At 39.8% G+C, this 18,896-nt stretch carries 21 protein-coding genes; 6 read left to right on the forward strand and 15 right to left on the reverse strand.

Going from position 1 to position 18,896, the window contains the following annotated elements; genetic code table 11:
* Positions 1 to 179: 179 nt before the first annotated feature.
* The gene (locus V7K55_RS12505; protein WP_334831651.1) at positions 180 to 1,868 is read left to right on the forward strand and encodes a right-handed parallel beta-helix repeat-containing protein; all 1,689 of its coding nucleotides are present in this window, start codon (positions 180 to 182) and stop codon (positions 1,866 to 1,868) included.
* A gap of 166 nt (positions 1,869 to 2,034) precedes the next feature.
* Here the strand turns inward: V7K55_RS12505 and V7K55_RS12510 are convergent, their stop codons facing one another.
* From V7K55_RS12510 to V7K55_RS12535, 6 genes are all read right to left on the reverse strand, one after another.
* Entirely contained in the window at positions 2,035 to 2,481 is a 447-nt protein-coding gene (locus V7K55_RS12510; protein ID WP_334831653.1) for a tellurite resistance TerB family protein, read from the reverse strand.
* 178 nt (positions 2,482 to 2,659) lie between these two features.
* On the reverse strand, positions 2,660 to 2,797 hold the full coding sequence (locus V7K55_RS12515; protein WP_334831655.1) for a hypothetical protein: 138 nt from the start codon (positions 2,795 to 2,797) through the stop codon (positions 2,660 to 2,662).
* A 396-nt stretch (positions 2,798 to 3,193) separates the two neighbouring features.
* A complete protein-coding gene (locus V7K55_RS12520) occupies positions 3,194 to 4,114 on the reverse strand; it encodes a histone deacetylase family protein (RefSeq protein WP_334831657.1) in 921 nt (306 codons plus the stop codon).
* A gap of 117 nt (positions 4,115 to 4,231) precedes the next feature.
* On the reverse strand, positions 4,232 to 5,065 hold the full coding sequence (locus V7K55_RS12525) for a metallophosphoesterase (protein WP_334831659.1): 834 nt from the start codon (positions 5,063 to 5,065) through the stop codon (positions 4,232 to 4,234).
* 217 nt (positions 5,066 to 5,282) lie between these two features.
* Positions 5,283 to 6,113 (reverse strand): metallophosphoesterase, encoded by an 831-nt coding sequence (locus tag V7K55_RS12530; RefSeq protein ID WP_334831661.1) that lies wholly within the window; start codon positions 6,111 to 6,113, stop codon positions 5,283 to 5,285.
* Between the two features lie 430 nt (positions 6,114 to 6,543).
* Entirely contained in the window at positions 6,544 to 6,816 is a 273-nt protein-coding gene (locus tag V7K55_RS12535) for a GlsB/YeaQ/YmgE family stress response membrane protein (protein ID WP_334831663.1), read from the reverse strand.
* Positions 6,817 to 7,149: 333 nt separating this feature from the next.
* On the opposite strand from V7K55_RS12535, the gene V7K55_RS12540 reads away from it, so the two are divergent.
* The 4 genes from V7K55_RS12540 (at position 7,150) to V7K55_RS12555 (ending at position 10,160) form a co-directional block, all read left to right on the forward strand.
* Positions 7,150 to 7,782, forward strand: coding sequence for a bifunctional 4-hydroxy-2-oxoglutarate aldolase/2-dehydro-3-deoxy-phosphogluconate aldolase (locus V7K55_RS12540; protein ID WP_334831665.1), 633 nt, complete (start codon positions 7,150 to 7,152; stop codon positions 7,780 to 7,782).
* Between the two features lie 112 nt (positions 7,783 to 7,894).
* Complete coding sequence (locus V7K55_RS12545) at positions 7,895 to 8,410, forward strand: L,D-transpeptidase (protein WP_334831667.1); 516 nt, start codon at positions 7,895 to 7,897, stop codon at positions 8,408 to 8,410.
* A gap of 477 nt (positions 8,411 to 8,887) precedes the next feature.
* Positions 8,888 to 9,427, forward strand: a complete 540-nt coding sequence (locus V7K55_RS12550; protein ID WP_334831669.1) for a L,D-transpeptidase — start codon at positions 8,888 to 8,890, stop codon at positions 9,425 to 9,427.
* 169 nt (positions 9,428 to 9,596) lie between these two features.
* The gene (locus tag V7K55_RS12555; protein WP_334831671.1) at positions 9,597 to 10,160 is read left to right on the forward strand and encodes a Uma2 family endonuclease; all 564 of its coding nucleotides are present in this window, start codon (positions 9,597 to 9,599) and stop codon (positions 10,158 to 10,160) included.
* A 57-nt stretch (positions 10,161 to 10,217) separates the two neighbouring features.
* Here the strand turns inward: V7K55_RS12555 and V7K55_RS12560 are convergent, their stop codons facing one another.
* From V7K55_RS12560 to V7K55_RS12580, 5 genes are all read right to left on the reverse strand, one after another.
* Positions 10,218 to 10,619, reverse strand: coding sequence for a helix-turn-helix domain-containing protein (locus V7K55_RS12560; protein ID WP_334831673.1), 402 nt, complete (start codon positions 10,617 to 10,619; stop codon positions 10,218 to 10,220).
* A complete protein-coding gene (locus V7K55_RS12565; RefSeq protein ID WP_334831675.1) occupies positions 10,603 to 10,902 on the reverse strand; it encodes a type II toxin-antitoxin system HigB family toxin in 300 nt (99 codons plus the stop codon). Before V7K55_RS12565 ends, V7K55_RS12560 begins: the two co-directional genes overlap by 17 nt.
* An 8-nt stretch (positions 10,903 to 10,910) precedes the next feature.
* On the reverse strand, positions 10,911 to 12,509 hold the full coding sequence (locus V7K55_RS12570; RefSeq protein WP_334831677.1) for an Hsp70 family protein: 1,599 nt from the start codon (positions 12,507 to 12,509) through the stop codon (positions 10,911 to 10,913).
* Positions 12,510 to 12,786: 277 nt separating this feature from the next.
* Complete coding sequence (locus V7K55_RS12575; RefSeq protein ID WP_334831679.1) at positions 12,787 to 13,902, reverse strand: type I restriction endonuclease; 1,116 nt, start codon at positions 13,900 to 13,902, stop codon at positions 12,787 to 12,789.
* A gap of 89 nt (positions 13,903 to 13,991) precedes the next feature.
* The gene (locus V7K55_RS12580) at positions 13,992 to 14,240 is read right to left on the reverse strand and encodes a hypothetical protein (protein WP_334831681.1); all 249 of its coding nucleotides are present in this window, start codon (positions 14,238 to 14,240) and stop codon (positions 13,992 to 13,994) included.
* Between the two features lie 171 nt (positions 14,241 to 14,411).
* Here V7K55_RS12580 and V7K55_RS12585 point away from each other — a divergent pair, with 171 nt between their 5' ends.
* The gene (locus tag V7K55_RS12585; protein WP_334831683.1) at positions 14,412 to 14,615 is read left to right on the forward strand and encodes a hypothetical protein; all 204 of its coding nucleotides are present in this window, start codon (positions 14,412 to 14,414) and stop codon (positions 14,613 to 14,615) included.
* A gap of 166 nt (positions 14,616 to 14,781) precedes the next feature.
* Here V7K55_RS12585 and V7K55_RS12590 read toward each other — a convergent pair whose 3' ends face one another.
* From V7K55_RS12590 to V7K55_RS12605, 4 genes are all read right to left on the reverse strand, one after another.
* Entirely contained in the window at positions 14,782 to 15,021 is a 240-nt protein-coding gene (locus V7K55_RS12590) for a hypothetical protein (protein WP_334831684.1), read from the reverse strand.
* Positions 15,022 to 15,185: 164 nt separating this feature from the next.
* Positions 15,186 to 16,169 (reverse strand): polysaccharide deacetylase family protein, encoded by a 984-nt coding sequence (locus tag V7K55_RS12595; RefSeq protein ID WP_334831686.1) that lies wholly within the window; start codon positions 16,167 to 16,169, stop codon positions 15,186 to 15,188.
* Positions 16,170 to 16,378: 209 nt separating this feature from the next.
* A complete protein-coding gene (locus V7K55_RS12600) occupies positions 16,379 to 17,263 on the reverse strand; it encodes an aspartoacylase (RefSeq protein ID WP_334831688.1) in 885 nt (294 codons plus the stop codon).
* 53 nt (positions 17,264 to 17,316) lie between these two features.
* A complete protein-coding gene (locus tag V7K55_RS12605; protein ID WP_334831690.1) occupies positions 17,317 to 18,372 on the reverse strand; it encodes a glutathione S-transferase family protein in 1,056 nt (351 codons plus the stop codon).
* Positions 18,373 to 18,896 lie beyond the last annotated feature (524 nt).

An 18,896-nucleotide genomic window follows, 5' to 3' on the forward strand; every position in this document is an offset into this window, starting at 1 on the left:
CGATTTTAAGTTGCGATCGGATAACTGTGACTATCTTCAACATTCCAGATATAGTGCTTCTTGCTTGGATGCAATACACTCTGACCTCTCTCCTAAAAGGGGAGAGGCTTTGAATCTTACTCTCCATTACCTTGTATGGGGTTCAGACCTGTATTTCATACAATTGAGAACCTCTGTAAATGACCAATTCAAATAGCTACTTAGCAACTGAATTTGTTGCTGACAGTGTACTACCAATTAGCCTTACATACATTCGGAGTAAACAGATGGCTGGCACAACATATTACGTTTCTGGAACAGGCAATGATAATAATAATGGTTTGACTCAAGCAACTGCCTTCCGCACAATATCTAAACCCGTTTACCTTTCCCAATTCAAGGCAGGCGACACAATCCTTGTCATGAACGGGACTTACAATAGCGTAGGCATGATATTTAACAAAAATGGCTCACCAAACAACTGGACAACAATAAAAGCCTATCCAGGATCTACACCTAAGATTGTAACAACTGGAGATGGCATTAATATATTTAGTTCATCCTACGTGCGAATTGAAGGGCTTTATATAAATGGGAATCGAGAAAACGTCACTCTAGACTATGCCTTACAACAGAAGAATAACCTTAACAATCCCTTGACTAATGCTAGTGGAATTAATGTAAAACCATGGACAAATAGTCAAGGGGTTGGCGGTACTAACCCTCACCACATTATTATTACTGGTAACACAGTCAGTAACTTCCCCGGTGGAGGTATTGATTTTAGCGATTCAGACTACATTACAGTTGCGAATAATATTGTGTCTGGTAATGGTTGGTATACCCCTTTTGGTTGTCAAGGAATTAGTACACTTCGTAGCTTTAATTTCGATAATAATACTACTGATTATAGAATTGTTTATCGTAATAATATAGCTTTTAATAATCAAAGCCTAGTTCCTTGGTACGCACAAGGTAAAATAACTGAAGGACACGGTATTATGCTTGATACTGTACAGCAAGCTAAAGGTGGTGTTCCTTATACAGGCAAAGCTTTGATTGCAAATAACATAGCTTACAATAATGGTAGTACTGGTATTAATGTTTTCAAGACGAATAATGTAGATGTTGTTAACAACACAGCTTATCAGAATAGCCGTGTTCTTACAGATGGTGGAGAAATTGGTGTTTCTTACTCAGGCAATGTACGTGTTTACAACAACATTTTGTATGCAAGCAACAATCAAAATGCCAATTTTATCAAGTACGCTACAAATGTAACTTTTGATCGCAACCTTGTTTATAACTCCAACATATTTCAAGCTTCAGATAATTTAAAGGCCACAGGGTTGCAGAATATTTTGGGTAAAGATCCTCTATTTGCTGATGCAGCCAAAAGTAATTTTGCGCTCAAACTTGGAAGTCCTGCGATCAATGCTGGCTCCAATACCTTCAATAGCATAACTGGTGATGCTACTGGCATCGCACCAGTTGATATTGGTGCATACCTTCATATTGGTGCATATCAAGTTCCTACCCCACAACAAATTCAAGCTCTCAATGACACAGTTAAAATTGCAGATGGTAGTACTACTGGGATTAACTTTGGTGACACCCTAATAAGCCAAACCTTTATTATCAACAACACCAATACACCTGCACTCAACCTGAGTAATATTCAACTTCTCAACGAATTTAGTTTAGTTGGTACTCTTCCGACGAGCCCCATATTGCTCACAACTTCCACGATTCTACTGCTGTTCATCCTTGCACAGAATATGTTTCGGGCATTTTTTAAAGGTTATTTTTTGATGCAATCGGAAAAACCGGAATCTAGATTTTATAAAGCTTTGAGATTTGTGGTGAAAAATCGGCGTACAGAACGTTGATATTGACTTGAAGGGTAAAGTGTTGGCTATCTAATACTTGGTTTATTTACACCGTGCTGTACTAGTCACAATAACACAAAAAATAGTGCCAAAGAAGCCTAACTTCTTTGGCACGCTTTCTTTATAAGCTATTTATATAGTTTAATTAAGCATATATTTTATTGCTCTATCCCCGGTTTTTAATCAAGATTACTTGCATAATTTGCATTGCTCTTTCACTAGAAACGCCTAATGCTTGATATAGATCGTTTAAGAAGTTTTTTTCTTCTTCTACCACAATCCCTTCAGCTAAGACGAAATCAGTGGCTACTGCAAAGGCTGCTTCCCGCAAGTCTTGAGATAGAGAATTTTTGGCTGCATTGAATAAAGCATTAAAACCATCCCCTTGGAGAATGCCCAAGATTTTGTCCAACAGCCTATCCATCATTTCATGAGGATAACTTTTAAAAAGTTTCATCCGAGACAACACAAAAGTGATAGAATTTGCTTGCTCGACAGAAAGATAACCATCTGACGCTGTTGCCACCAAAACAATAACAGCAAAAGCTTCCGCAGGACTGAGTTCTGCTTGGACTTGGCTTTCTGTGCCCAAAACAGCGTCGAGTAGACTCATTATATTAACTCCTTGGTTAGAGTCCCAATAGCGCTACCGTCTTACCTACTTATTTGGTAGATTTACAGGTAAGACTGCAACGCTGTGAGACTTTCATGCTTTAGTATTCCCAAGATTTCTCTACGGCGAACACTTGCACCCAATGGTTTTGGCAAGAAGTACACTGCTATCTGTAAACTTAGCGTTCTTCTGTCCTTTCTATTGTTTCAATTACCGCCAAACCTATACCAGAAGCTGCTATTAACAGTACCACTGATATTAAATAGGCGTTTGTCAGCATCCGCAGGGCTTCATCGAAGAAAATGTAGGTGGTCATTGCTTCACCTTTTGAAATTTGTGCTGCTAGTACTTTTTATTTCTCCACACCCCGATGGGTTAATTTCGCTGAGAAACTGCTAGCAATTGCATCTTAACAAAACTTTAGCTCTTTCAGAACATCCTTCAAAAATTTTATTTCTGAAGATTTGATGAACTTGATAAAAAAGTGCATTAACCCGGATTTTTCACCACATCTCTGAAAGACTTTGCTTTCTTGTACAAGTTCTTTCCCCTCAAGCTTGTGAGAAATTTTCATAACGATGGGTCAGCTATAACCACGTCAGTATATGGTGTTCCCAAATCTTCACAGAGAGTTGAGGCTATTACCCTTGGTAACTGCGATCGCAAGTATCTATGATCGGGTATTTCCTGAAATGGGATAAACAAGAAAAGCTTAAAGTAAACAGGGTTCGATAGTTGCTACAACTGATTGAGAAAGAGTCTCAAAATCGTAACCACCTTCTAAGCCAAACAGAATTTTACGAGTTATGCCTAGACAATAATCAGTAAATAAAGCGTAGTCTTCTGGCTGCAAATTGATATTTGCTAAAGGATCTGCGGCATTGCCATCATAACCAGCACTCACAATCAGTAAATCCGCCTGAAAGTTAGCTAAAAATGGTACAACCTGTTTTTCAAAAAGTGGCTGATATTCTGCAATATCGCTACCAGGAGGTACTGGTAAATTTAATACATTATTATGAAAGCCGCGTTCTGTGGCTCTCCCAGTACCGGGATAACATGGATATTGATGTAGAGAACAGTAGGCGATACGTGCTTCACTTTCGACGATCGCTTGCGTACCATTACCGTGATGCACATCCCAATCAAGGATGGCAACACGGTTAATTCCGGGTTGTTCGAGGGCAAATAATGCGGCGATCGCCGCATTAGAAAATAGGCAAAAGCCCATCCCAGTATCACTTTCGGCATGATGTCCTGGGGGACGTGCTAATACAAAAGCTGGATTAGCCGACTCTAACACAGCCTCAACTCCATCTAGCCATGCACTGACTGCCAACAATGCCACATCATAACTACGTGGAGAAACTGGCGTATCCCCATTCAAAGGGCCGCCGCCACTAGAAGCTATTTGCCAAAGTTTTTTGATGTAGGCTGGGCTATGAGCTTTAACCAACATAGACATCAGTGATGCCTGTTCTGATACTGGTGTGGGCGATCGCCAGTCAATTTTATCTGCGAATGTAGCTGCTTTTAGGGCAGTGGCGATCGCACTTAAACGTTCTGGTTTTTCGGGATGGTATTTTCCAGTCTTGTGATCTAAAAATTCGTCGGAATATATGACTGGCAGCATAGGACGAAAAAGCTTGGCAGCAGGACAATGAATGTTACTTATTGTATCGTCACTGGCACAAACCGTTTTTCCTTGTATTTAGAAGAAAACCAATGACCAATGACCAATGACCAATGACTAATGACTAACTAAGGTAATTACAGTCACTTCTGGCGGACAAAATAAACGTCCTGGTTTATAAGTTCCTAAACCCCGATTGACATATAGTTGATTTTTTTGCACCTTATGAAACCCTTGCGCCCACTCCCAATATCGCACGACTTTCGAGCAGTCTCCTAGAAAAAATGTTACCCAACGCCGTAATTTTTTGGGAATTTGTTTGAGTAGCTTTTTATAATAAAATACTACAGGGCCAATGCCAGGAATGACAATATGACCGCCGTGGGTATGACCGGATAATTGCAAATCTACGCGCCATTGTTGCAGTATCTTAGCTGTATCTGGGTTATGGGATAAAACGATGCGGGGTGTAACAGAATCTAGTTGATTCATCACTGGTGCGGGGTAGAATTCCCGCGACCAATAATCAGCTAATCCTACCAATGGTAATTCTTTTCCTAATGGATAGGCGATTTCATTCCAAAGCACATGCACCCCAATGCTAGTTAACGCCTGTGTAACTTCTGCTTTTGAATGGCTGTAATAGATATCGTGATTGCCCAGCACAGCATAGATACCACAACGACTTTGCAGATGTTTCAGTCGATGCACCAATTGGTGAATCGGTGTCGGATCGTCAGTTACATAGTCACCAGTTAACAGAATTAAATCCGGTTCAGCTTCGTTAGTAAGTGCGATCGCTTTTTCTAACATGTCTTCCGACAGCCGCAAACCATCGTAGTGAAAATCTGACAACTGCACTAGCGTTGTCCCTTGTAAAGATGCTGGAAGTTCCGCAATCTTAACCGTGATTTTATCTACTCTTAAATGTCCCGTAAATAACCAATGCATAAGCCAACCGATACTCCTCATACCAGCGCTTACAGCTTACCAAAAATAAAAATGTAACTTGAGAAACTGCAATAATTTATGTCATATACTACAAAAAGAATTAACTAATTAGCTTAAATCTAAAGATAGTCTAAGAAGACTTTGCCTTAGTTTGCAGGCATTCACTAGCCAAAATACCTGCTGCTATTCCGTTTTTTAATTTTGAAGTTTGAATTACTTACTCACCTTGTAGCGTGATGATAGTAACTTCTGGGCGACAAAATAAGCGTCCTGGGAGATAAGTTCCCAAACCACGATTGACATACATCTGATTTTTTCCGATCCGATGGAAACCCTGTGCCCATTCCCAATGCTTGACTACAGAAACATTTACTTCTAGAAATGGCACTCGACGGCGCACGGCTAAGGGGATGTTTTTTGTAATCTTGCTGTAAGCCAACGCCGCAGGGCCAAATCCGGGAATCACGATTTGACCACCGTGAGTATGACCAGATAATTGTAAATCAACTCGCCATGCTTGCAGTATCTCCGCAGTATCTGGGTTGTGGGATAAAACAATGCAGGGTATGTCGGGGTTTAGTTGATTCATGACCGGTGCGGGGTAGAATTCCCGTGACCAACTATCAGCCAGTCCAACAATTGGCAATTCTTTTCCTAGTGGATAGGCAATTTCGTTCCAAAGGACGTGAATTCCAATACTAGTAAGGGCATCTGTAATTTCTGATTTGGCATTTTTGTAATGTATATCATGATTGCCAAGAGCCGCATAGATCCCACTGCGACTTTGCAGATGTTTGAGTCGAAGTATCAGTTGGTGAATCGGTGTCGGATCGTCAGTTACGTAGTCACCAGTTAATAAAATTAAATCTGGTTTAGCTTCGTTAGTAACTGCGATCGCTTTTTCTAGCATTTCTTCCGACAGCCGCAAACCATCGTAGTGGAAATCTGACAACTGCACCAGCTTCTTACCTTGTAACGATGCAGGCAACCCTGCAATGTTAACCGTCAATTCTTCAGTACTCAACGGCCCGGATAATAACCAGTGCATAAGACGTTCAATAAACTCTAATCATAGCGCTTACAGCTTAACCAAACATCGTTGCTTTGTGTGTATCGAGCAGTGCAACTTATTGAAAATTTTATTAAATCTATAGACTTTAGCGTATTTATACTTATTGAAATCAGACCTAACTTTGCTGTTATTTCATATCAGAGGTGTATTTCTCTGAAAAACGTGGAGAGAGTGGCAGATTATATTGAAAGAGAAGCTGGTATAGGAATTCTTAGAGCTAATTAAGACTTTTAATAAAAATTTACACTTAGCGATCGCACACCATTAAAACCCTACAAATTTTTATTTATCAAGAAATAAAAAAATAGCTCCACCATAATAACAGGCGGACGCTATTTTTTATTTAATTCACAATAGTTAAATGAATTTACTAAATTCTCTTCACTCATTATCCGCAATTTTGCTCTTATACAGCACTGCGGTTGGTTATTAAATTCCACAAGAAAACTGCAACAATTGCACCAAGAACTGCTACTGCAATCCCAGGAATGCTGAGACTTGGAGCTGCTAGACTTAACGTTCCTGTACTGAAAAATACTCCTAAGCTACCGCCAACAAAAGCACCGATGATTCCTAATACGATAGTTCCCAGGATTCCGCCGCCTTGATGACCGGGGTAGATAGCCTTAGCGATCGCACCAGCAATTAGACCTAAAACAATCCAAGCAAGAATATTCATTGTTATTAATTCGGTAAACGTTTTTCACTCACAGCTACATATTATCAATGTTAATCTTTTGATTCCATCTACCATCAGAATTAATCATGAATATCCATGAGGAATAGCTTAATCACAACTAGGTTTATTGACATTTGCCTCCACTGAGATAAAAAAACTCCTAGTAGGTCTTGAACTAGGAGCTTATTAAACTATTGCTTGGTATTTGCAGTATATGCCTTTTTACTTACCTCTCTCCTCTACTAGAAGAATTAAGCTGACTTTTCAGAGACTGTCTCTAAAGTAATGTAAAGGAAGCAAAATCAGGCGACTAATCCTTAATTTCCAGTTAAAATGCCCAATCAAATTTGGTTATCACAGTTGCAAAGACATAGAGCGATCGCAGTTATCCGCGCCCCTAAAATCGAAGTGGCACAAAAAATGGCAATGGCTGTAGCATCTGGGGGAATGCAGCTTATTGAGATTACCTGGAATAGCGATCGCGCTGGGGAACTAATCAGTCAACTACGCTCGGAATTACCAGCCTGTACTATTGGTACTGGTACGTTATTCAATGTGCAGCAGCTACAAGAAGCGATCGCATCTGGGGCGCAATTTCTCTTCACACCCCATGTTGACTCAGCAATGATTCAAGCAGCACAAGAAAAAAATGTGCCTATCGTACCAGGAGCGCTGACTCCTACAGAAATTGTCACTGCTTGGAGTCAGGGCGCTAGTTGTGTAAAAGTGTTTCCCGTACAAGCACTGGGAGGGGCTGATTATATCAAAAGTTTGCAAGGGCCACTAGGTCAGATTCCCTTAATTCCTACAGGCGGTGTCACTCTGGAAAATGCCAAAGAATTTTTGCAAGCCGGAGCGATCGCAGTCGGTTTGAGCGGTGAATTATTTCCCAAAAAGCTTGTCACAGAGGGAAATTGGTCAGCGATCGCATCTAGGGCAAAAAAACTCATGCAACAGTTAGGCTAAATTAGAATCAAATCATCAAAATTAACGTCTATTAAAGTAATAGATAAGGAAATAAAAGTGAAACCTGATAAGTTTCTCAAAACCTGATGATTTGAATGGGAGTGTATCTAAAATGAAAAGACTTATTTATTCTGACTGGGTGCGTCGCTTAAAAATACTCCTGACTGGTACAGCACTTTCTTTAAGTGTTTTTACTACTACTGGAACAAGTGAAGTTTGGGCGAATTCCAAAGAGCAAGTGATTGCACAAAAAATTCAGACATTACAACAATCAGATAAGCGTTGGATTCAAATTGATCTTTCAAAGCAACGCTTAATAGCTTGGGAAGGTGACAGAGTGGTTTATGGAAGTGCAATTTCCTCTGGCAAAAAAGCTACTCCCACTCTTGTTGGTACTTTTAACATTCAATCCAAGTTCAAAACTACGCGGATGCGCGGAGAAGACTACAACGTTGACAAAGTTCCTTATGTGATGTATTACCAAGGTAACTACGGTATTCACGGTGCTTACTGGCATAAAAGATTTGGCACTCCAGTCAGCCATGGTTGTGTGAATCTCTCACCTAAACATGCAAAATGGCTATTTGAGTGGGCATCCATAGGAACACCAGTAGTCATCCAGAAATAGTAGGTTAAGCAACCATAAGGCAATTTAGAGAAAATCATTAATAACAATAAATCAAGACAATTGAGTGATTCCCAGCAATATTTTATGCTGGGAATCTTCGGAGTCGGAATTAGTGGATTTGAAATAAAATATATAAGAGGGTATTCATCCTAAATTTTGATTTTAGATTTGGGATTGAGGATTAAAAGTCTTTTCCTAACTTGATATTATCCGCTTTGCCCCAAATAAATAAGCGTAAATCCTGACAATTCCTGTGTGAAACTACAAATGCAAATATTAATTTGGGAAAACTTTGCATTGACGCATTTAACTTACAGATTTTTTTGTAAAAGTTGTTATTTGTCATTAAATAATGACAAATAACCAATGACTAATTAGATGCGGATTAGTTTAGGACTTGTTTTGAAAAGCATTAGCGGATGAATTGCGTAAATCCTTCACTTCATGATTTTTGCGTACTTTAGAAGGTCAGGCATAATGCAATTCTGGATTCGCAGTGGTGGGATTCGTTCTTCAAAAACTTTTTGTACGAGCGTGGCGTTGGTGGTAGTGACTTTATTTTCGTGGTCAGCACCGTTAGCAGGCGATCGCAACTCTACTACAGCGATCGCTGCGTCAGTCGATGAAAATGGCATCACTGAATTTAATCTCAGGCAAATATCCCAACCTCGCTGGATTGAAATTGACCTGTCAGAGCAACGGTTACGTGCATGGGAAGGTAAAAAACTTGTTTATTCATACCGCATTTCTGGAGGGAAGCGATCGACTCCCACACCCATAGGTAGATTTCGGATTAATTCTAAGTATCGCACTCATCGAATGCGAGGCAAGGGCTACAATATTCCTGACGTTCCATACGCAATGTATTTTTACGAAGGCTATGCTATCCACGGTGCTTATTGGCATAATCGTTTTGGCACTCCAGTTAGCCACGGTTGCGTGAATTTACCTGTTAAGCAAGCACGCAATGTTTACAACTGGGCTAGCTATGGAACTTTAGTAGTGGTACATAAATAATTCGTAATGGGCTACGCTAACGTAATTCGTAATTAAGAATTATGGTGATGATGAATTAATCACTGCTCAATTCTTTCGTTGATCTACGGATAGGTGCTTTAACCCTGTGAATGCACCTGTCCCTAGATACTGCTAGACTAAAAACACATCTTCGAGGGATTCAGGAGTCATGAGCTACTCAACTACTCAACTACTTACCCTGGAAGAGTTTCTGAAGCTTCCAGAAACAAAGCCTGCGAGTGAATATGTTAACGGTAAGATTATTCCTAAGCCAATGCCGAAAGGGAGACACAGCCGCTTGCAAGGCAAACTTGGTACTGTTGTTAATGAAGTTACGGAAAATCAGAAGATTGCCTATGCGTTTCCCGAATTACGGTGTAGTTTTGGAGAACGCTCAATAGTACCAGATGTGGCTGTATTTCAGTGGGGACGCATACCGTTCACCGTTGATAATGAAGTACCTGATAATTTTGAACTTCCACCAGACTGGACGATTGAGATTCTTTCGCCAGAACAAAAACCTAACAAAGTAATTGGGAACATTCTCTACTGTCTACAGTATGGTAGCCGCCTGGGATGGTTTCTCGATCCTGACGATCTGAGTATTTTGGTATTTCTACCAGAGCAACAGCCAGTGCTACTTCAGGGAGAAGATTTTTTGCCTGTATTACCAGAAATTAAACTTGCACTAACCGTCAATCAAGTTTTTGGATGGTTAAAGATGGGTAGCTAGAAATAACTCGCCTGGAATGAGAAGGATTGCGTAGGCGTAGCCCGTCGTAGACATAGCCTAATTCTCAAACAAACTAGTATCAACGTGCAGAAAGTCACCTAATATCTTGGCCATCTCCTGGGTGATTTCTTGTTTTCCACTCATAACTTGAAAAACAACCTCTCTTGAACCGAGAACTGTTATCAAGTCAGCTTCTTTAACACTCTGAGCCTCGATTAGATGGAGGAGCATTGAGTGTGCAGTTGATTCTCCCATTGGATAATTTTTATCCTCATACTTTTCTATTAGAGCAATCAAGAGGTCTAGTAATGCTGACTCTTCCAAAGTTCGGTTAAGTCGATGAGACAGTTCCTCTGCTAGGGTAATAGCTTGCTCGTTTTCCTCATCTGTTTTGATAACCTTGGGTTGATATTGAGCAAGCAAACTAGCATAAGTTTCACGGTTAAAAGTAAGGGTCATTTTTCCATTTATCCTTATCGTATTCTGCGTGCGTCAAAGTGTATTTAAGATAAATTATTTGGTCGCTGTAAACCAAATCAACTATCAGACGATATTTATTGCCTTTGATATTAAAAACAGTGAAATTCCCAACAGCTTCTGCTTCAGGATAAACGGCTTGCACTTCGGTAAGATTATTCCATGTACTTTTATTGGCAGCTTTGTACCAGTTGTTAAGCGCATCACAGGAGTCAGCATACTTTTGACAAAATTCGCGCAGCTTTTTACGACTGATGATGTGCATTATTGTATCTAGCTCAATTGTGCCACAAGTTGATTTTCCAAAAGCGTGTCATTGGTTAATAAGTCTTCAACAGTGATTCGTAAAAAGCGTTGCTCATCAACTTGAAAAAGAATTTTGATGCGATCGCTTCCAGGATATCCTGCTGGTGTCAGTTGGGCAATTGTCCTTGCACCTTCTTGATCGTTTAGAGGTTTAACGCTGGTTTCGTTACCATCTAGACGACGGGTAATCAAGCGATCGCCATCAAAATAAACTTCAGTACTACCCGTATCTGCTCCCAATTCTCCCATAATTAATTCAATGCTGGGCTGATTTTCTAAAGAAGCACCTAAGACTAATTCCACTGGCTGACTCATTGGATATGCCTGTCCAGCTTTAATTAAAGAATGCCATTTGTGACGCTGGTTGCGGCGATCCCAGTAGCGGATACCATAACTATGATAGAGAAAGTCTTTGATTTGTATCCCTTGCGTTAACTGTAATGCACCTTGAGCGATCGCTTCAAAGGGACGTTCGCAACGGATTTTTTCTGGCTCAAAATACTGTTTGATCCATGTCTGCACTGCTGGTAATTGCACTGTCCCACCAACTAACAAAACTGCATTAATATCTGGAAGTTCTATTCCTTGGCGTTTTGCTTGCTGCAACAGTGTTGTCATCGACTCATCTAATAACTCAAAAAATGCGTGTTCTTTGAGTATATTTTCAAAAGTGTCGCGGTTTAATTCTAATTCATAGCTTTCAAATGTCTCATCATCAAAATAAACTTCACTAGCTTGGTTTTGGGTTGATAGCTGAATTTTCACCCGTTCTGCCAATCGTGTTGTCAAAGGACTTACCGCCAACTCTTGAGTTTTGGCAAAGTAATCTACTAACCAGTTATCAATATCAGTACCACCCAGATTTTGCCCAGCTTTCGCCAGAACACGGGCAGTTTTGACTTTTTGTTTTGAATCTTCAGCCAAGGACTTATTACCCCACTTGAGGATAAATCCTAACGGTTTGGTGGTTGCTTGCACACCTTGATCTAACCGGACAAGAGACAAATCCAAAGTACCGCCACCAAAGTCAATTACCAAGAGAATGTCTTGATCTGCCAAGCCATAGCCCAAGGCGGCGGCTGTAGGTTCATCCAGCATCCGCACCTGTTCGACGGGGAGGGCTTGACAAACTTGACCCAGCCAGTGACGATAGGCTTCAAAACTGTCTACGGGAACGGTTAATATAAGAGAATCTAACCCCCCTTGTAAAGGCGCTAGTTCTGCAATTACTTTGGTGAGGAACCATTGCCCTACTTGCTCAAAAGTGACAATTTGCCCATCTAGTTCAGGTAAATAACCTTGGATATCTGCACCAATACCCCGCTTGAAGCTGCGGAAAAATCTAGTTTCGCCTTTGAGGTCAAAACCGCGATCGCGTACTTGTTGTCCGACTAAGACTTTATTTTGGCTTGCGTCTTCAACATAAACCAAACTGGGAATCAGTGGCGGATTGAGACTTTGTTTAATTGATAAACCTGGTAGAGTCAGGGTTTCTGGCTGCTGGGTTACGGGGTTCCAACGAGCAATGACTGTGTTGCTAGTACCAAAATCGATTGCGATCGCCATACTTTATATTTATTATCTCGCACGAAGATGCTAAAGCTGCTTTATTTGTGATTATTCTCTATAAGTTACCAAGAATGCAAATGCACCCAGATGCTTGTTGCTTTGCATCCCAAGCCAGATATCGATTCAGTCTGTTGCAGCTAAGTGTTAGCACAGTAGTGAGAACCTTGGCGCATCCGTGCCGATTCACCTTCATTGCATTACTGTAGACCCTGTAATCTACAGCCTACAATGTTTTGACGGCAACGGGCAGTAGTAAAAATTCCTAATCAAAATTTTATTGTTCAGTTACTTCCGCTTCTACCTTATTTTTAGCTAAAAATATTGCCCTATCTTTTAAGATGTTGGCAAATTTGTAAATCTCGTCTAAAGAGTTAATTGGCGTTTTAACTTCTTTATTATTTATATCCAGAAAACCAATATATTTTTTCTCAGAATTAAGCCATAAACGACAAATAGTTTTACTAGATTTCCCGTCAATGTTAACTCCAAAATAATTTTTTGTATCTTTATACTGAATCCGAGGTAATTCGATAAAATCACGCAATATAGATTTAATAATGTAAAAGCTTTCCATCTCATCTGCTGTAGTTACAATAGTATCAATAACTTCGGCTTTGAGATTTATTGTGACTTTATCCGGGTCTGGTACGTCTATTTTTGTTGTATCAGAAATATCAATATCCATAGCGGATCTTATCTTGTCATTAATTCGCTCGTTAATATAATCTTTAAGACAACCTTTGAAAATTTCAGTAAATTTTTCTACAACTGATGCAACCATGTGTCCTTTGTACACTTGACCAGCAAAGAGTTTAACAAAATCAGGAGAAGGATTTGTAAACTGTTCTGATATTAATCGGTTAATTTCCTTTTTATATAAAAGCTGTCTTGCACAGCTAGCCATTTCATCAGGGTTAAATACTTCCCTAGAGAACTTTTTAAGTTCATTTATTGACGACTCATTGAAATCTAATATATTAAACTCAAAAAAAGATTTTTCATCCATAATGTGAGTTTTTTCTGTATCAGTGTAGAACCAATAATGGATTCCATTAGTCAATACGGCAAATCTTGCTTGTGTTGCACTGAAATACTTGAATAATTGTGAGCAATTTCTGGGATGTGCTAAATCATTTTTATGAAATTTACATTCTATTAAAATTGATGGGACTCCATTTATTAAAATGGCATAATCAACTTTTTCACCTTTTAATCCTGGTGTAGCAGCTATATATTCAGGACAGACTTCTGTTGTATCAAAAATCTTATATCCTAAAGCTTGAATTAAAGGTAAAACAAAAGCAGTTTTTGCAGCTTGTTCTGTCTGTACCGAGTCTTTTAGTCTTTCGATATGCTGGGCAACATCTTTAACCGCATCAATAAAATCCATAGTTTTTTAGCTCATACTTGTATTGGTTTTTACTAATATGGCACAGGTGATTAATTTTGCCCAATTTATGGAAATAAATACTGCTGTACTTAGAAATGTCCCAATCCTTCACTGTTTGTCGAGAGATCCCCAGGGCCAGAATCCACGCAGCCAACTAAGTCTAAGTCTCCTGCTGCTTCTAAAGCAGACATTCGCGTGCCATCATGGTGCAAAAACTCCACTGTTGGTGATTTCAATTGCAGAAATTCTACAAAGTGAAGTACTTGCTGCTGCTGTTCTCTTGATAATGTAAGAACCTTTTGGGCAATAATTTGCTCTAGACCTATTGCTCTCGTCACCAGTCTTTCCTCCAGTCCCATCACTTCAAGTCTAAATCCAACTGCCTCAGTCACGCAGAAACCAACAGAGCATTGAAAATTTTGAAATGACTAGGTTTTGTCAATAAAACAACATAAGTGACCAAAAAGCTGATTATTTCGTTCACCAATCCAGGCGATTAACCCAGACTTATGAATAATACACATAGCAAACTTACTTACGTAGATTATAGTGTTAAACTTCCTGAGCGATCGCAGGAGGAGTTTTGTCGCTGGGTGTACCGCTTCATGGACAATGCTCAGTTCATCTATCCTCAACATCTCGCTGAACAACACCAGAAATTTGCTTGTGCATTAATAGATCGGTATTCTTCAAACTCCCATAAATCAGGATGATTGACCGCCCAACTTCAATAGAAATTCTTCCATGCCGAGTTTTTATAATACAACCCTCTTACGAATTCGCCATGATTGTCTCCCTCAGAAAGGGACTGATACCTCTAAATTAGTAAACTACCTACCACTAACCCGATACTACAGGCTAGCGGTAGGTAGTTTATGCTCAATCTTCATGCCTTAACTGCCATACTGCACCGCAAGCGGCCCCAGCCCCGGCTAATAATCCGGTACTCATTCCTTGGATAGTTTTTTGGATTGGATCTTGAGTTAGACAGTCACTTGTAACTTTACTGTCTTCCAAGCAGAGATTAGTTTCTGCCCAAGCAGCAGTACCTCCCAAAATTACACCAGTTATACTACAGGAAATAACTAGCAGCAAAAGGCGTTGAGTTTTTCTAACCATAGATAGATGTGTAAAAAATTGAAGATACTAGTTGACTATCAATTACTTTACACATTCTTGCCAGCAAATGTCAGCTGGTTTCAAAACTGAAACAAGTAAAAATTAATTTCGCCTGTAATTAAGGATACGAATTTGCCTGAATAAATCCCATAGATTATATTTTTTTACCTCTTTTGAGGCACTAATACAGGTAGTTGACGGGCATCGGCTACGGATTTGGCGTGTTGTCCAACAGTTAAAACATTAAACTGGCTGGATATAAGTTCTAAACTTTTGTTCACTATTGCCAGCTTTTTGTAGGTGGGAACACTCATTCCAGGGAAGAATGATAGTTCTGGCACATCCTCTTGACTTACAAAGTCTGTAGGATGGAATAGCAAAGAAGGCTGGACATGCGTAAGTTTACACAGCCAAAGGGCAATTCGCAGGTAGAGTAAGGCCACTTCCGAAGAAAATGTACTCAGGTACATGATGTAACTGAAGTGAATTGGCACTTTGAAAATTGGCATGGTGGTAACGGGAATTTCAGTCAGTTTATCCTTACCCATCTTCCACTGGAAAGGTTTTAAAGGCTGCAAACCATCCTTAAAACCACCAAACAGGGCTTCGCGTTTCTTGCGTTCTTCTTTGCTCAGTTTACAGGTCATTAAATAATAAGCTCGTGCTATGGGGCCCAAAAATGTGGGGAAAGTCGAAGCATCATATTCGTATCCCCGTCGGGCTAAGACTTTCAATACCGCAGGAGAAAAACTGTATCCCGGCCCCCGGAAGCCGATAGGATGTTGATGGGTAACGCGCTTGATATGTTGTTCGGCTAACGCCACTTCTTGTTCAATTTCATCCTCTGAATATAGATGTAGCCAGGGATCGTGGTAAAATGAGTGATTGCCAATTTCGTGGCCGGCGTTAGCGATCGCTTGTAATGCCTTGGCGTTCTTTTCTAGGGCTGCATCTTGACCAACAATGAAGACTGTGATTTTTAAATCCCATTGCTGGAAAATTTCTAAAAAACGAGGCACTGCAATATCTAAGTAAGAAGGGAAAGTCTCCCAACCCGGAGCGCCCTGGTTTTTTAGAAAAGACCAAACATTATCCAAGTCCAAAGAAAGACTGGCTATTGGTTTGTTTCCTGGTCGCTTCGTTTTCATTATGAGTTTAAGTATTTGGACAATTTTAAGCGGAAATTTGAATAAGTCTTAGAAAGACGGATTTAATAACCTAGAACTTTACTTTATTCCTTGCGAATATCTACAATTAGATATTTAACATATCACCAGCTAGAGAAATTATAAATTAGGATGCTCAATTTATATCATCACTTTCAAGAAAAAGCGATTAGACAAAAAAAATCAACATCCTAGATATTGATTTGCTGCCTCTGAGTCAAACACATTGCAATTCCTTTTTCGTAGTAAGCTGCCTCATTAATAAAAATCGGCCAAACGGTAGATGCACCCTCATAAATAATTGTTTTATTGTCAAAAGTTAAGAAGATTGGATCTCCTGGATTCAAGGCTTGGTAATCCTTGTCTTGAAGCTCTGGATGAATCATCCCAAAGATTTGACCATTCTGTTGTTTTGGATAGTCCACAACTGATAAATGGTCATAGAGAATCAAGGTTTTGTTAGTTGATGAAATTTCCCCCTGGTTAAACTGTTCTAGATAGTCGAGAATCGCATAAACAAGTTCTTCTGTTTGTTGGAACAGCGTTGCTTTTAAGAGTCCTTGAGCAATCGGGCCAACCTCGATTCCAAAGCCTAATTCGCAGAGAGAATTTACAAATGGATTTTCTGCAATTGATTTAAAAGAACAGCGATAAATCTTCACCAAAGGGCTAATCTGGCTGAGATAAGCAGCCAATTGCAAGTTTAGGGGATGACTGTTTACCAAAATAATTGTCAAACCCATATTAGCTGTACTGCTGTGCAAGTCTAAGATGAAATCTGCTTGTTTATCTCTGTTTGATGTTAGGATATCCTGAATTGATTTAGCTTGAAATTCTTCGTAACTGTTAAGAGTTGGATTTTGTAAATCTTGCTTGAGAAAACAGCGATTTAAATCCTTTTCTACATATCGCCTCCCTGCTGCAAAAGCGTTAGGATTTGCTAACAGAGTGACTGTCTCAAAACTTTGTCTAGCAATCAAATCAGGAAACTGGGCAAATTTTTGGATTAAATAGGCCCCAGTAAACTCATTACCATGAGTTCCACCGATAATTGCAACTCGATTAATCTGGTTCACAATTACACCAACTCCAGACGTGCAGCCACCGAGGTATCAGTTATCAATGTACATTATGAAGCCTTTACTGTGCCGATGCGATCGCGCCCAGATGGTTCATCAAGATAAGACATATCAGGCCCATTAGGAATAATCCCACCAGGATTGAGTGGAAATAGGTTTCCGTAGTAGTCTCGCTTGACACTCTCGACATCGCAGGTGTCAGCTACACCGGGAAGCTGATATAAATCGCGTAAGTAAGCTCCCAAGTTGTGATAGTCTCGAATTCGCTGTCTATTGCACTTAAACAACCCATAATAGGCACTATCAAACCGAAATAACGTTGTGAATAAACGGACATCTGCAAGTGTGATATTGTCTCCACACAGATATCGACTAGTTTGCAATGCAATGTCAATCTCATCGAGAGTTGCAAACAGTTCGTTACAAGCTTGATTGTATGCTTCCTGGGTTTGGGCAAAGCCGCAGCGATACACACCGTTATTTACCGCGTGATAAATCTTTTCATTCCACCAGTCAATTTTCTCTTTGAGTGCTTCTGGGTAAAGATTCAGGGTGGGATTGTTAGCGAACTCGTTAAACTCAGAGTTCAGCATGACAATAATCTCTGAACTCTCATTATTAACGATAGTTTTTGTTTGGTTGTCCCATAAAATTGGAACTGTAGAGCGTCCACTGTAACCAGGTTCTGCCAACTGATAAAATTCAGCCAGTGTGCGACAACCTTCTTCTTCTTCGTTGAATATCCAACCGCCTTCAATGGGAGAAGGAGAGACGATACATACTGATATTACCGCTTCGAGTTTTTTTAGCGATCGCACAACCAGGGTTCGATGCGCCCAAGGACAACCCAATCCAACATAGAGTTTGTAGCGCCCTACTGCTGGTGGGTGGGGATTTCCTTCTTCTGTGCCAATAAACTTGCGAAACTGACTATTAGGACGAATATATGCTCCCGACTGATTGCTAGGAGCAAGCTTTGACATCATTATCTGCCAGATAGTCGTCCAGACAAATTTTCCCAGCCAAATGATTAGCTTCGGAGGTAGTGTCCTACCCTTTTTCTTTGGGAGATTTTTTTCGTCATCCATTGGAGTTGAGTTGCTCATGGTGACAATCTTGCTTTGGGAGGATTGACGTTATCAATGTTTCTACCACAGTAGGTTTCGGTGCTTACAACCTACTCTGAGTTTTACTACTTTACCTTACTACGCTTTGCCTGTGCTTTGTATCCTAACTCTTTATGAAAAATTTCTATTTTTGGATGTATGTACCCTTTTTTACATCAAACCATTGCTAAAAATTTAAGTTTATCAACCATTTATCAAGAAGTAATAGTGTCAGAAATATAGGTCAAAAACACAATTATTAAGCCAGCGATCCCCAATGGCAGTCTATTTACCAAATTATGAGCAAAGGGAACTGACTCCTCAAACTTCTCTTTGTGTTTATGTATCGTACTTAAGAGCATCCTGCATCCTAACCTTAACAACCCAGTACAAAGATTAATTTAGATACTCAACAGCACAGATTATTAACAGAGTAATTATCATTAGCGCAAGGGATTTTACTTTATCTTTTTATAAAAAACATCACATCTTAACACTCAATAAACTTAAATAAGTATAGATAT

The organism is Nostoc sp., from assembly GCF_036919895.1.
Taxonomy (GTDB): Bacteria; Cyanobacteriota; Cyanobacteriia; order Cyanobacteriales; family Nostocaceae; genus Nostoc.